Here is a 14,300-nt window from a genome sequence, read left to right on the forward strand (position 1 = left end):
TACAGTTTTCCCAACTATGCTACCGTCTTGGTACAAATTTTGAGTCCCAGGAGGGAGGGAAGCGGCGGTTGATTACCGGGCTTGCTTAGGGCGGGTGTTTCCGCTCCTGGATTTGACTCTTAGCCGCTTCAAAGTGGATAATACTCTGCCAAAAATTTTTCAGCATCAGCGCGATCGCGGATTTCTCCATCCAGTGTTACCGCCAATAGACGATCTAACATGGGTTTGAATTCACGCCCAGGTTTGTAGCCCAATGCTTTCAAATCATTGCCGTTTAATATTGGTTGAATATTCGCCCAGATGGTGAGATATCGCCAAATTAGCCGCCGAATCAAACGCGAATTTTTGACAGCAATCAAAATCAACGTAGGCAATTCGTACCGCCTCAGCAAGACGACAATTTGACTAGGTCGCTGACATTCAGGCAAAAATTTCACCAGATCCGCTTGATGCCGATCGAGTTGCTCTAATCGTTCGATACTGTCTGTCGGTAATTGAAGATTGATTGCCACTTTCGCGCGATATTCGCAAGCGAGGTAGGCAATTAAAATTTCTAGCCGCATCTGCCAATGATCGAGGGTTTTCTGGGGATCAAATCGGCGCAGACACCGATCTAGTAAACGCACCTGCTTCCATAATTGCTCATCTAACTTTAGCGTGGGATGGAGGCAACGCAACGCCCCCAGATCGTCAAGTAACTGCAACGCGGGTTTCCAGTAGGGCGCTTGGAGGATGTATTTGAGTTCTGCTTTCAGCCGTGTTTGTAGCGCCGGAGCTTTGCTATTTTCAGAGAGCGATCGCTCGTAAATTCCACTCTCTAGCGCATAGCGGATATATCCTTCCGTCTGTGGCTCAATCTGAAATCCCAGGCGCACTGCAAACCGCACGGCGCGATAAATGCGCGTCGGATCTTCGATAAAGCTATTGGCATGGAGGACGCGGATTTGGCGCGCTCGCAAATCTAGCATTCCGCCAAAGAAATCTAATAATTCACCCGCACGGGGTGGCGTCAGTCGCATCGCCAAGGCGTTAATAGTGAAATCTCGCCGATACAAATCTTGGCGAATCGAACTTGCTTCGACTTCTGGATTCGCCGCTGGGTAAGGATAAAACTCAGTTCGAGCCGTCGCAATATCTACCCAAAGAGAGTCTAAAACTGGGTCATTGTGCCACAGTAGCGCGGCTGTTTGAAATTGACCGTGAACTTCCAGACGAGCATTTGGATAGGTTTGTTGAAGTGCTTTCGCTAGTTCTACCCCAGCTCCGACATCCGCCGAGCGGTGAAAGCCATCTACTACCAAGTCAATATCTGAAAGCATCAGGGTTTCATGGGGATTGGCGAGCAGTAAATCCCGCACCCCTCCGCCGACCAAATAGAGATGCCAGCCGCGTTGTTCTGCCTGCTGGGAGGCTCTAGTGAGGAATTCCCACAAGGGAGGAGCAAGGCGATCGCGCAAAATATCGGTTAGGGTTTGATGAGCATTTGGAATTGATAATCGGGAATTGGGAAGGGGATTTTTTCTCTCGTCATCTGTAACATATCCTCCATTCCCTCTTCCCTGATGCAACTGCCGCAAAACATCGGTGCGCGTCACCATTCCGACAAGTTGCCCATCTTGCAATACTGGCAACCGCCCGATATCGTAAGTCACCATAATCGATTCAATCTCTGGCAAGGACGTATCCGGGGTAATCGTCTTCAGATTGTTAGCCATGTAGCCTTTTACCGGCGCATGACTAAAGCCATGATGCAATGCCAGATCGATATCCCGCCGGGAAACAATCCCCACCAGTTGGTCTTCGGAATTCACGACCGAAAGACCAGAATGCCCATAACGTAATAAAATTCTCTGGGCTTGCTCAATGGTCGTGTCCGGGCGAATTGTTCGCACTGGCGATGACATCAATTCCCGAGCTGTCAGCGGCTGGGGAATTTGATGTTTTAGCTGACTGACGAGCTGCTCCAGGGTTGCCTGGGAATCGACGCCGCGAAGTGTCACCGACGCCGCCTGGGAATGCCCCCCGCCACCCAGCGGTTGAAATAATTCATTGAGATTGGTGCCTTCAATACGCGATCGCCCAATGACCGTAAATCGCTCTTCACCTCCATCCCCCACTGGATACGCCGTAGCGAGTAGCAAAGCATCGCTTTCGCCCAGATCCAGAAGTCGAGTCGCAAGCGTTGACAAGCCGGGAACGTAGTCAGAGGTTTTGAGCAGCACCCAAGAAACGGTATAGCCGCACGTTGTCGCTCTTTGCAAGTTGTCCAGGGCTTCCGTCAACAGTTCCTGCAATTGAGGCGATAAACCCGGCTCAACATAATCGGCAATTAAGCGCAAGCTTGCCCCCTGTTCCATTAACCAAGCCAACGCGATCGCATCTCTTGCCGTCGCCCCTTCATAAGTTAACGATCCTGTATCCACATGGATTCCCAACGCCATCACGGTTGCCTCAGAAGGTGTCAACTGGATGCCTTCTTGCTGGAGTTGCTCGGCAATCAGAGTAGTGGTTGCACCGACAGGCTCAACTTGGGTGCGGGTAGCGGGGATATCTCCGTCCCCATCTGGGTGATGGTCGTAGACGACAACTTCCCATAAATCCGGTAAATCCAGCCATTCAGACGCCTTTCCCACGCGATCGCGTTTTTGAGTATCCACAACGGCAATCGACCGAATCTGCTCTGGGTTCACAGCGCGACGCTCAATCAGCGCATACTCATCTCGGTGCAACGCCAAAAAATCCCGCACTGCTGGATGGCAACCGCCGGTCAGCACGACCCTAGATCCCGGCTGGAGACGGGTTAGCCCCACCGCCGCTCCCAAGGTGTCAAAGTCCGCTGTTGTATGGCACAAAATCACATTCATCATCATGAGTCCTTAGTCATTAGTCCTTTGCCCATGACCCATAACCAATGACCCATGACGAATGACCAATGAGTGTCGATTTTTGATACGGTACTACTGTATAGAATTGCGGCTGAACTATTTCTATCCAGCCCATTGCTGTCTTGGGAGAAGAGAAAATGACAATTTTATTTCAGTTGGTACTAGGTGCTTTAGTCTTTTTATCATTCGTCATGGTCATTGGGGTTCCAGTTGCCTATGCCACTCCTCAGAACTGGGATCAGTCTAAGCGCCTCCTTCTTTTAGGATCTGGAGTTTGGATTGCTCTGGTATTTCTGACAGGTGCCCTAAGCTATTTGGTAGTTTAAGGATAGTCAGAGTCAGTCATCGGTCAGGGTTCGATGGTCATCAGTCCACTGCACCCGACTCAGGACTAAAGACAAATGACTGATGACTCAAAACAACTGACAAAAAGCTTCTTATATCTAAAATCATGGCAGTTTTCGAGGGAACGTTTACTCAGACTCAACCCCTACGGTTTGCGATCGTCATCGGTCGCTTCAACGATTTGGTGACGACTAAACTATTGGAGGGGTGTCAAGATTGTCTGAAACGCCACGGCATCGATGTCAATCCTCAAGGCACTCAAGTGGACTATGCTTGGGTTCCTGGGAGTTTTGAGGTGCCTTTGGTGGCTCACCAGTTGGCACTCACGCGCCGATATGATGCTGTAATTTGCCTGGGTGCAGTCATTCGGGGTCAAACTCCCCATTTTGATTATGTCGCCTCGGAAGTCTCCAAGGGGATTGCCAATGCTGGGTTTCAAACGGGTGTGCCGATCATTTTTGGCATTTTGACAGTAGATACGATGCAACAAGCCTTGGAAAGAGCTGGCATCAAGAGTAACAACGGCTGGGGCTATGCGATGAATGCTCTTGAGATGGCAAGCTTGATGCAGCAGCTCAAAGGGAATGCCGGTGGCGCATCCTACGGTAACAATGCGGTTCATACAGTGACTACTCAAGCACTGCCAGTTTCGCCGAACCTGGCGATTTCTCCAGAGTCAGCAGTTGAGCGCAACGCATCTGATTCTCTTTGATCGTTGCACTGTGAGTCGGGTGCGCTGAGAGCTGGGGCGGGGTTTTCCCGCCCAGAGCTGCGAATTTAGGCCGCGAATTTAGAAAGATTGATCTCTCGTCTTTCATCCCACCCTTCGGGAAGGGCAAACCCCGACATCCTTCATCCTTGCCCTAGCACTTCTCGTCCCAGGTAAGGTTGCAGCGCTTCTGGTATCTTGACGGTGCCATCTGGTTGTTGATAGTTTTCCAGAATCGCTGCCATCGTGCGCCCGATTGCCAATCCGGAACCATTCAGCGTGTGGACAAATTGGGTTCCTTTTTTTCCAGCTTCTTTGAAACGAATGCTGCCGCGCCGCGCCTGAAAATCCATAAAGTTGGAGCAGCTAGAAATTTCGCGGTATTTCCCAGCCGAAGGCAGCCATACCTCTAGGTCATAGCACTTTGCTGCCCCAAACCCTAAATCCCCAGTGCATAACTCAATGACGCGATAAGGCAACTTCAACGCCTGTAAAATTGCCTCGGCATTTTGTACCAACGATTCATGCTCTGCGGCTGAATTGTTGGGATGGACAAGTTTCACCAACTCGACTTTATTAAACTGGTGCAGTCGAATTAGCCCCCGCGTGTCTCGTCCGTAGCTACCCGCTTCCCGTCGAAAACAGGGAGTATAGGCGCAGTGATAGATAGGCAGCTGCGACACCTCCAAGATTTCATCTCGATAGAGATTCGTCACCGGCACTTCAGCGGTAGGAGCCAGCCACAAGTCATCTTGAGCGCATTTGAAGCTTTCGTCGGCAAATTTGGGCAGCTGACTTGTGGCGGTAAGCGATTCGCTGTTGATCAGAAAGGGGGGAATGACTTCTACATATCCAGCCGCGATTTGCCGGTCGAGCATGAAGCTAATTAAAGCTCTTTCTAAGGCAGCACCAGCACCAATTAGTGTGACAAAACGACTTTGTGCAACTTTCGCAGAGCGCTCAAAGTTGAGAATTCCTAGTTGTTCGCCGATTTCCCAGTGGGGAAGAACTTCGGAATTTTTAGGTAAGTATTCATCCCCCCAACGGCGGACTTCTACATTCTCTTCTTCAGTTTTACCAATCGGTGTGGACTCACTGGGTAAGTTAGGAAACGATAACAAGAGCGCTTCTAACTCGGCTTTCAGGGTTCTTTCCTGGGGTTCAAGTTCGGCAATCTGGTTTTTGATTTGGTTGCCTTCTTCCCGCAATGCTTGGATTTCTGAGCCGTTGGGATCGCTACCCGATTTAATTTTTTGACCAACTAATTTGCCGATTTCGTTCCCACGAGCTTGGAGCTGACTTCGCTTTGCTTCCAGTTCTCGTTGCTGCTGGTCGCGCTGCAAAATCGGCTGTATGTCATATTGCCCGATCCCGCGACGATTCAGGCACTCTTGTACACCTTCTGAATTTTCCCGTATCTGCTTGAGGTCTAGCACAGATTTTTTCCAGCTTTTTTTGCCAATTAATCAGGATACACTGCGATCGCGCGATCGCGATGATACAGCCGAGAGTCTGTATGCGCTCTCAGCCTTCTTTACTTGCTGATGCCGCAATTCGACCCCTTGCCTCCATTACTGTCGGTTGATGCGACTATACAACCACAAGGAAACAACAATCCCGGCAAAATGAGCGGTAATTGTATGTGTATTCGCCAGCACCACAAAAATATCTAAAGGTTGAATCAACCGATTAATAAATTGGGGATCGTAGATGGCTACCCCACCTTGAGCCTGAGCCAGCGACTTTGCCAGCAGAGTGCCGGTAATCGCTTCTGCGCCCAGAACTGCTAATAATAATCCTCCTAAACTAACGAGTAATCCAAACCTTAAAACTTTAATCGTATCTGCCTTTTTCGGGCGGAGGTTGGGATTAGAATCTTTTAGCTGTATGCCCAAACGGGTGTAACGCCAAGCTTGATAAACACTGAAATACAGCACTAAAAGACCGCAAACTGCAAAAAAGATACTGCCACCCGTCCCTGGGCTAGCAGCGGCAGCGCCACTGGCACGCGGCTGGGCGGCGGGGATGGCAAACAAGAAAATTATGCTCGAAACAACGGCTAGGACTAACTGAACCCAGAAGCCAGCCCAGCCAGCGATCCGAAAAGAGCCAGCGATTCGCTGTAGAGCTGAAGGAACGGGAGATGAATCGAACTGTTCTCGCATAAATTGATTTTAAATCGGTTTAATTCCGGATTTATCTATAAACAGAGCGTTTTGTTGAACAAGTAATGCAATCCCAAATTTATACGGTAATCTTCCTAACCACCAGTTTGAGGCAATGGGGCAGCAAAATTCAAAGATGTTTAACCTCTGGAGAACTTTTAACCCAATGGAGCCGTCTTTCTTTCGAGAGCAGGCTTCTAATTTACTTGGCTTTGATGACGGCCTGCCATTTCCAGAGCAGCCCTCTCGAAGTGGAAGCAGCATGATGAAATTCCTGCAACCAAATCTCAGGAAGCATTTACTCTCCGTCGCTTATGCAGTTGCTTTGGTAGGTAGTTTGGCAGCCTATCAAAGGACGGTGATGCCGAAACCGCTTTCGGTAGCGCAAAAACATTGGGCAGCGATCGCTACGGAAAACCCGGAGCGAACAGTCACGCAATACAGTGACAATGCCATTTTAATGCGCTCCTATGGTGTTCTGGACGAAGTCTATCAGGGGAAATCCATCTACCCAGCCTGGGAAGAATTCTTCTCAAAGTACAAAATTCAAGATTTCCAGGTTGTTAGACAACAGCAGCGCGATCGCGCTGTCGAAGCAGTCATCACGATCTATGCCAAGTCCAAGCACGGAACCCCTGTTGTTTTGTCGCTTTCCTACCAGGTGCAATTTGATAAGGATGGCAAAATCATCCGTGAAGTCTGGCAGGCCAACCCAGAATTGAGTGTCTAAAATTGATGGTATCGTTCTGTCATTTTGCCAGCTGACATCACGCGCTGCTTTTGATCGTTCGCGGTCTTAATACACCAGTGATAGCAGCCTTGTTTGGGGTGTGTTTTCTGATTGATAAAGGCATCGTTAGATTGGGGAAACCGATCCTAATCCAATTTATTTGGCTGGGAGTTCAGTGAATTATGCAGATGAAATTTGAGGATATTTATCAGTTTTTTCAAGACCCTCCTCCCACTTATCTCAACAAGGAACTAGCGGTGTGTTATGTCCTTTCAGTTTTGATGAGCGGAGAATCCTATGGAACAGAACTCATCGGGCGACTAGAGAGTGAATATCCTACCTATCGGCTTTCTGATACCGTTTTATACAGCGCCTTAAAATTTCTGGAAGAACAAGCCGCTATCACAGGGTATTGGAAAAAAGTGGAAGGCAGAGGAAGACCTCGTCGAATGTATCAAATTCGCCCAGAGTGTCTGGAACAGGCTCATGACCTGGCTCGCCTTTGGGATGAATACACAATGAGAGAATCTCAAGCCATCTGAGCCAATCCCAAAGAAGCTCTCTTGCGATAGGCTATAGGTTATAGGCGATCTTGTATCTCTTGGACAAGAGCCTATTTTCCATTGTCCTATCTAGAAATTCGTGAATACGACAATTCTCTTTTCAACATTTCTGCTAACACTGTTGTTAGCAGTCGGTCTATTTTTCTTTATTCGAGCCTCCGCTAAGGATCGAACGCAACAAGTGAAACTGATTGCGGAGCAACCAGAAGAATCAATTTTAATTCAATTGCAACAATATTTCGATCGGCGTGCTTACCGGATTGCGGCGGTGGATGCAAAGCAAAATCAAGTTACATTCCAAGGCTTTGTCCGTCCCAGCTGGTTTTTGGCAATTTTTCTGAGCTTATTAGCTTTTTGTGGCTTTCTTTGTTTGGCGTTAGTTTTAGCAATTTTATTTCCCCCATTCGCTAAAATTTTTCTAGGTTTGGTTCTCCTTTCACCAGCCGCGGGCGTTTTTTACTGGAAAAAAGCTGGACGCAGCGAACAAGTTTCCCTGAAGGTGGAAACATTTGCAGGTGTCGAAAAAGAGACCAGAAGTTTAATAACTGTCATCGCCCATCGTGATGAATTGGCTCAATTGCAACAGGAACTCCAATTAAAGCCTTGCGAATGACAACTCTCTCGCTGAAAACCTTAAAAAATTCCAAAACCTGGTCAGTTTGTGAACCCAAAAGAATTTTAATTAGAAGGAAAGATTCAAAATTCCTCCTATAAAACAATAGGGGCGGTTCGCAAACCGCCCCTATAACCGAGTTTTCACGTTTAATGCCTAAAACTTCAGCTGCTACGAACAGCGGCGAGGGTAGGCTTTTCCACAGGATTGTCGATTATCCTAAGGCTAGGAAACAGAAAATGATTTTCTTCAACATATTGGGCACCAAATAGCCCCTTTTCCGCCCAAAAGTACCGATCTGTGGTGTGTTCGTTCCGCTTCACGAGCAGCAAAGCAGGCGGAAGGATTCCTTCGGTTTGAATAAACTTTCGCGCGGCGGTGACTGGTTTATCTTCGCCACTTTCAATACTATACTGAGGGACATGCTCTAAAATTCTACGTCCTTCCTGGCGACGGCGACTTTTCCGCTTGCGTCTTCTAGCCAACCTCCTTACCTCCCCTTTAATTCTGACAGTTGTAATGATAGATACAAAAACCGTCGCAAGTATATCGGTTTGAGTTCAAAATATCAACCGCTTTTTACCGATTGATACAAACATTACAGCCCTCAGAAATTAAAATCGACAGCAGCAGAACGGGCAATAGACGCTATATATGCAAGCTTGTCCAAACTAGAGCCTAGATATAGCGTATAAAGGGCTATATTTATTCGACCTTGACAAAATTTAGCCAGTTTGGAAGCAGTTTTGTAACCAAACTATCATGAAAGCTCGCTAAAATTTTTGTAATAAAAAGAAACAAAAATGAGGTCTTTGCACGACCTTTGCCGCTTCAGCGCAATTGCGTGTCAGGATCGACGGAAGAAAACCCGATCCCCTGAATGCAATTTTCCTCGCTGTCAAGTACCCAAGTATAAGCGAATGTGTCTATGTCTACCAGTTCAGAATTCATAACTTTGTGCCAATCACAAGTAGCACTATTAACTCAAGGACTGGAAGCTGCCTTGAGTGTTGTGTATTTAACGGAAGAACTGGTAGAGGGCGTCCCAACTAAGCTAAGGCCGGTTGTTGCTTACCCACAGACAGCGGTGGAATGGGAAACGGATGAGATTTCGGCTTTGGGATTTTCCGATCGACCGTTGGCATCCATTCCTCGGTTATTGTCAGCGGCATCTCCGGTTCCTCAGGAGTCCGATGCGGTTTCTGAGACGGGTTCAACGGAATCGCCGGCTGAAGTCGGGAAAGAAGAAACGATTGATGAATTGCAGGCAAAGACGGGGACATCGCCCCTCCAGCGAGCGCTCTTCGCCGATGCTGACTTGAGTAGCTCCTCGCGCCAAATTGTGGTGCCTCTGTTGCATGAAGGTGTGGTGATGGGGCTGCTGGTGACAGCTCGTGAAGATAGACCTTGGAACCAGCGGGAACGAACCGCGATTGAACGGATTGCCGATACACTGGCGAGCGCTTGTATTCTGGATCGGCGTTCCCAATGGTTTGAGCAACAGCTGAGTCAGCAGCGTCATCTTCAGGCTCAACAGCGCGATCTCATGGACGATCTGATACATCAGTTTCGCAATCCCATGACCGCCTTACGGACGTTTGGCAAGTTGCTCCTCAGACGATTGGTACCTGGAGATGCGAACCGCGAAGTTGCCAACAGCATCGTGCGTGAAAGCGATCGCTTGCAAGAGTTGCTTCTACAGTTCGATCGGGCAGTGGATATGGACGAAGGAGAGTTAGTGCCTTTGTACGGGCAAATCGCGGATCGTTCTTACGATGCAGTTCCCGTGCCGATTGCCCCGTCTTGCCCGCTTCCCCCAAAAGATGAGGATTTAGGAAATCTGTACTCTCCCTTGGGATTGGAGCCTCAAACAATTCCGACGAGAGCGCTGGCATTGGAATCCTGCTCGGTGGCGAAAGTTTTGGAACCGCTAGTGGTGACATCCAGCGCGATCGCCCAAGAAAAAAATCTGGCTTTATTAGCAGAAATTCCTCCGAATTTGCCGCCAGTACAAGCCAATGCCAAAGTGCTGCGCGAAGTGCTAAGCAATCTGATTGACAATGCTTTGAAATATACCCCGGCGGGTGGGCAAGTTTACATTCAGGCAGGAAATCGACGACATACTTCTCAAGGAGATTTTCAGGCGATCGCAATTAGCGATACTGGCCCTGGCATTCCCGTGCAAGATAAAGAGCATTTGTTTGAGCGACATTACCGAGGCGTCCAGGCAGAAACTGAGATTCCGGGGAGTGGATTGGGTTTAGCGATCGCGCGAGATTTGGTAGAACAAATGCAGGGCGAAATTGAAGTCATTAGCCCCGCCGAACGCAACTGGCTCGATCGGAGTATTCCCCACACTCAAGGACCCGGAACGACCTTTATTGTCTGGTTACCAACTGAAGCCTTAAAGGGCGAGGATGAAGTTTGATAAGTTGCTCTTCCATTTATTTGTATTTGAGCTGGTAATTGGTAATACGATTACTTATCTGGGGCGATGGGTCTGCATGGTATAGCACTCATCAATGATTCGTGAAGACGAGATGCCCGACTTCCTGGAGAAGTTGGGCATCTGAACTGCTGGCATCTCACAACTTAAATAGGATTGCGATAAGACGCCATTTAGAATTAAAAACCCGGTTTCTAGAAGAAACCGGGTTTAGAAAATACTTATTTCTTTGTGCCTATCTGCTTAAAGAATGAAGCAATCAGCAGTCAAATAGAATTGCACGCTTCATTCTGCAAATATTACTGCTCTAGCACTAACTCGTCATTTAACCGCAGATTCAGATCCGTATCCGGGTCAATCGCAATCAGATCGACTCTATCCCGACCGAGGAACAGTCCAATGAGTCCACCAATTCCCAGACCGCCCAAGACTTCTTCGGTAGCGATCGCTTTGTCACCCGTCACAGCAGAAACCGCAGCAGCAGCAGCAGCACCTAATGCGGCATTCTTGAGGATCCCACCAACGCTAGTACCCTTGGTAACGGATTCGGTTTTGGTAATGGTTTGAGAAGTAGCATCGATAGCCACCCGTTGACCGTTCGTGAAAACCAGTTCCTTCGCCACAAACTGAGAGCCTCCCTGAGCCGGTTGCAGTTCACCGACCACTTGGCTTCCAGAGGGGATTAGCACCGTTCCATCAGATGTGGTGATATTTGCTGCCACCGTTAGCGTCAGCGGTGCCCTTTCGTCCTTTGTAACCAGAATTTTTTCTTTCTCGTACCTAACTGGGATGGTGGTTCCAGCCGGAATCGCGACTGTCGTGTCCTCTGGCGGTGTGTCGTTGAGAGAGACAATATAGGGCGAGTTAATTGCCGCTACTTGTCCAGAACTCACCAATGCCTGATAGATGAAAGCTGCTACCTCCGCTCTGGTGGCATTCCGAGTTGGATTCAGCGTCTGGAGAGTCGGATAGTTCACCACAATGCTCTTTTCTGTTGCCGCAGCAATGCTACTGCGAGCATAGGTAGAGATGGAAGAAGCATCGTTATACACTTGCAAATCAGCCGATACGGGATTGCTGGCAGTGTAATTCAAGCCATTCGCCAAGGAAACTAGAACTTGTTCGCGGGGAATATTTTGTGTAGGTCTAAAGACGTTACCGGGATAACCCGACAAAAATCCCATTTCGTAAGCTTCACGGATAGCCGAGTATGCCCAGTAGGTCGATGAAAGATCCACAAAATTAACAGCATTGCGGATTTTATTCTTGTTGAAGGCCTTACGAACCATCGCCGCGAATTGGGCACGAGTCACCGGATCGTTGGGTCGAAACGTACCATCGGGGAACCCGGCAATTACATCACGTTGTGCCAGTTCTTGAATAAAACTAGCAGCCCAGTAGCTTGAGGATACATCACTAAAATTGATAGCTTGAGCAACAGCTGGTGCCGGTGACATAATTGTTTCTACTAGGGGAGCCATCGAACCTGCCGACATTCCCAGCATTAGTAGTAAAGCTGTTCCAGATTTCAAGCGCTTTAAGTTAGACATTGAGAACTTCTCCACTTTTCGCATTCCTTTGATTATTTAGACCTAAGATTACCTGATAGGTTCCTAGAAATTTCAATCTCAACAAATTTATTTACTGCCGTGACAGATTATAGAGATATAGACAGTTTCAGCGGAAAGTTCTGGACTGCCTAAGAAGGAAAGACGCATATTTTGCAAAAATAGTTGCTTGTTGTAGAAAAAATTGGCTTCCGGAGCCTCTAGAAGCCGATCACAATATAGATTGGGAATGCAAAAAAAAGGCACGCTATGTGTAGCGTGCCCTAACTTGTGGAATGATGATGTCAAAATTCGGGTCTTTATCTATTAGTCTTAAAGCTAGTTCTGATGGTCAACCCACCGACGGTAGAGTTTTTGAATCGCTTTGAGGACAGGACTAGGGGCTGACTTCTGAGAGGCACTGTTGGGATCTAGAAGCTGTAATCGAGTCAGGAGTTTAGCTTCCTCAATCGCTACCTCGCCATCGCTATAAATTAAAGCGCTGAGGGCTTCGATGAGGCGCTGGTAATCGTCGGTGCTGGGGCGATCGCCTAAATAATCTTGCACCCAATTGTAGACCTCGCTTGGGCTTACAGCTACGAGTTCATACAACAAAGGCTGAATCTCTGGATCGTCAGCAATGCCCTTTTCCTTCGCCACTCGCTGAAGATATTGCCGTTCCTCTGACTGAATTTTGCCATCAATCCAAGCTGCGCCGATGAGAATTTTAACAAGCTGTTTAACACTAGAATTGGCTACCATTGGCTTTTCCCTTATTTCCCCTAACAGATTAATCCATCAACAGATTTCTGCAACCACAACTACCATAGAGGTTTAGCTATTTTTCTTCTGTAGCCGCACCATAAAGAATCCATCCATTTGATGCCGGTGGGGCCAGACTTCGATCCATCCAGCAGGGGTAATATAAGCTGCCGCTGGTGAATTGGGGTTGGGGGGCAAAATCTGCCACTGGGGGTAACGCTCTAAAAAGGCGCGAACAACACCTTCATTCTCCAATGGATGCAAGGTACAAGTTGCATAAACCAGAATGCCATTCGGTTTAACCCAGGTAGCCACTCGATCTAATAGTTCGCCTTGCAGAATTGAAAGTTCCTGAACTGTCTGTAGAGTTTGCCGCCAACGGGCGTCAGCATGACGATGTAGCGTCCCCAGTCCAGAGCAGGGGGCATCGAGTAATACCCTATCAGCTTGATTGATAAACTGGGGTAGGTTGCGGCTGTCCCCCTCCTGAATTTGAATCGAGTGCAAACTTAACCGTTTGGCATTTTCTTGCAGTTTCCGAAGACGGGAAGCAGTCTTGTCACACGCCCAAACAGTTCCCCGATCTTCCATTAATTCTGCGATGTGCGTTGTCTTTCCCCCTGGTGCTGCACAGGCATCAATGACTACTTCGCCCGGTTGGGCATCTAGCAGATAACTGACTAGCTGGGCACTACTATCTTGCACCGTCCACCAACCTTCGCTAAAACCAGGTAAATTTTGAATTGCACCTGTGCCACCAGTTAGCCTCAAAGCTTGCGGTAGATGGGGCACCCGACTAACTGAGATATCCGCAGCTTGCAGTGCTGCCTCAACTTTCTCTATCTCAGCGCAGAGGGGATTTACCCGCAAGTCAATTGCTGGTGTTTGGTTCATCCATTCACACAGCTGTTCTGTTTCTTCTAAACCCAGACGTTCTAGCCATACTTCGATAATCCAGTCGGGATAGCTGTGTAAGATGCCTAATCGTTCAACTGGGTTTTTTGGCAGATGTAGCGGGTCAGATTCTAAGTTCTGAACTTCTCCTCCCCGGTTCCCCGGCTTTTTGCTTTCCGCTAGACGAATATACTGTCGCAATAGACCATTGACAAAGCCGGAAAGCCCAGAAAATCCGTTTTCTTTGGCTAATTGCACGGTAGTATTCACAGCTGCCGACACAGGGATTCGGTCTTGATAACGAAGTTGATATAAGCCTAGATGCAGAATTGCGCGGAGGTCTAGGGGTTGTTGGTGGGCTTTCTTTTTACCTAGATGGTCGATGAGTGCATCGAGCGATCGCTGTCTTCTCACACTCCCATAAACTAACTCTGTCACTAAGCGCCGATCGGTAGCACTTAAGTCTGCTTGGCGCAGCAGTCGGTCGAGTGCCACGTCAGCAAAAGCGCCTTTACGGTGGACATCTCGAAGTGCCAGAAATGCTATTTGACGAGGATTTTGCATACTAAATAGTATGCGTTAGCAGATACATTTGGAAGCATTGCTGTCTCACTTTGACTCAGCCGGTTTCTCTTTATGTT

12 protein-coding genes and 1 pseudogene are annotated in these 14,300 nt (G+C 48.2%); 6 read left to right on the top strand and 7 right to left on the bottom strand.

Annotation, left to right across the window (positions count from 1 at the left end):
- Nucleotides 1-128 precede the first annotated feature (128 nt).
- The gene (locus tag H6F52_RS02420; protein ID WP_190531765.1) at nt 129-2,864 is read right to left on the bottom strand and encodes a CBS domain-containing protein; all 2,736 of its coding nucleotides are present in this window, start codon (nt 2,862-2,864) and stop codon (nt 129-131) included.
- A gap of 158 nt (nt 2,865-3,022) precedes the next feature.
- Between H6F52_RS02420 and psbZ the strand changes: the two genes are divergently transcribed.
- Together psbZ and ribH are read left to right on the top strand one after the other, a co-directional pair.
- On the top strand, nt 3,023-3,211 hold the full coding sequence (gene psbZ, locus H6F52_RS02425) for a photosystem II reaction center protein PsbZ (protein ID WP_190414408.1): 189 nt from the start codon (nt 3,023-3,025) through the stop codon (nt 3,209-3,211).
- Between the two features lie 125 nt (nt 3,212-3,336).
- Nucleotides 3,337-3,810 (top strand): annotated as a pseudogene (gene ribH, locus H6F52_RS02430) (6,7-dimethyl-8-ribityllumazine synthase); the annotation flags it as partial.
- Nucleotides 3,811-4,082: 272 nt separating this feature from the next.
- Here ribH and serS read toward each other — a convergent pair.
- Both serS and H6F52_RS02440 read right to left on the bottom strand, forming a co-directional pair.
- Nucleotides 4,083-5,375 (bottom strand): serine--tRNA ligase, encoded by a 1,293-nt coding sequence (gene serS / locus H6F52_RS02435; protein WP_190531699.1) that lies wholly within the window; start codon nt 5,373-5,375, stop codon nt 4,083-4,085.
- A 135-nt stretch (nt 5,376-5,510) separates the two neighbouring features.
- Nucleotides 5,511-6,104: a DUF3611 family protein gene (locus H6F52_RS02440; RefSeq protein WP_190414411.1), complete on the bottom strand. Its 594-nt coding sequence runs from the start codon at nt 6,102-6,104 to the stop codon at nt 5,511-5,513.
- A gap of 136 nt (nt 6,105-6,240) precedes the next feature.
- Here H6F52_RS02440 and H6F52_RS02445 point away from each other — a divergent pair, with 136 nt between their 5' ends.
- The 3 genes from H6F52_RS02445 to H6F52_RS02455 all read left to right on the top strand — a co-directional run bounded on the left by H6F52_RS02445 (nt 6,241) and on the right by H6F52_RS02455 (nt 8,010).
- Nucleotides 6,241-6,834, top strand: a complete 594-nt coding sequence (locus H6F52_RS02445) for a hypothetical protein (protein ID WP_242033824.1) — start codon at nt 6,241-6,243, stop codon at nt 6,832-6,834.
- A gap of 188 nt (nt 6,835-7,022) precedes the next feature.
- The gene (locus tag H6F52_RS02450) at nt 7,023-7,376 is read left to right on the top strand and encodes a PadR family transcriptional regulator (RefSeq protein ID WP_190531767.1); all 354 of its coding nucleotides are present in this window, start codon (nt 7,023-7,025) and stop codon (nt 7,374-7,376) included.
- Nucleotides 7,377-7,476: 100 nt separating this feature from the next.
- Complete coding sequence (locus tag H6F52_RS02455) at nt 7,477-8,010, top strand: cofactor assembly of complex C subunit B (RefSeq protein WP_190414412.1); 534 nt, start codon at nt 7,477-7,479, stop codon at nt 8,008-8,010.
- A gap of 164 nt (nt 8,011-8,174) precedes the next feature.
- On the opposite strand, the gene H6F52_RS02460 is transcribed toward H6F52_RS02455, so the two are convergent.
- A complete protein-coding gene (locus tag H6F52_RS02460; RefSeq protein ID WP_190414413.1) occupies nt 8,175-8,495 on the bottom strand; it encodes a DUF3155 domain-containing protein in 321 nt (106 codons plus the stop codon).
- Nucleotides 8,496-8,938: 443 nt separating this feature from the next.
- Between H6F52_RS02460 and H6F52_RS02465 the strand changes: the two genes are divergently transcribed.
- Nucleotides 8,939-10,438 carry a GAF domain-containing sensor histidine kinase gene (locus H6F52_RS02465; RefSeq protein ID WP_190531701.1) on the top strand — a complete coding sequence of 500 codons (1,500 nt, stop codon included), beginning with the start codon at nt 8,939-8,941 and terminating at the stop codon, nt 10,436-10,438.
- A 317-nt stretch (nt 10,439-10,755) separates the two neighbouring features.
- On the opposite strand, the gene H6F52_RS02470 is transcribed toward H6F52_RS02465, so the two are convergent.
- The 3 genes from H6F52_RS02470 to H6F52_RS02480 all read right to left on the bottom strand — a co-directional run bounded on the left by H6F52_RS02470 (nt 10,756) and on the right by H6F52_RS02480 (nt 14,223).
- Complete coding sequence (locus tag H6F52_RS02470) at nt 10,756-12,006, bottom strand: S-layer homology domain-containing protein (protein WP_190414415.1); 1,251 nt, start codon at nt 12,004-12,006, stop codon at nt 10,756-10,758.
- Nucleotides 12,007-12,342: 336 nt separating this feature from the next.
- Nucleotides 12,343-12,765 carry a TerB family tellurite resistance protein gene (locus H6F52_RS02475; RefSeq protein WP_190414416.1) on the bottom strand — a complete coding sequence of 141 codons (423 nt, stop codon included), beginning with the start codon at nt 12,763-12,765 and terminating at the stop codon, nt 12,343-12,345.
- A 72-nt stretch (nt 12,766-12,837) separates the two neighbouring features.
- Entirely contained in the window at nt 12,838-14,223 is a 1,386-nt protein-coding gene (locus H6F52_RS02480; RefSeq protein ID WP_190531704.1) for a 16S rRNA (cytosine(967)-C(5))-methyltransferase, read from the bottom strand.
- Nucleotides 14,224-14,300: the final 77 nt, after the last annotated feature.

The organism is Coleofasciculus sp. FACHB-542 (assembly GCF_014695825.1).
In the GTDB taxonomy this organism is placed as follows: Bacteria; Cyanobacteriota; Cyanobacteriia; order Cyanobacteriales; family FACHB-T130; genus FACHB-T130.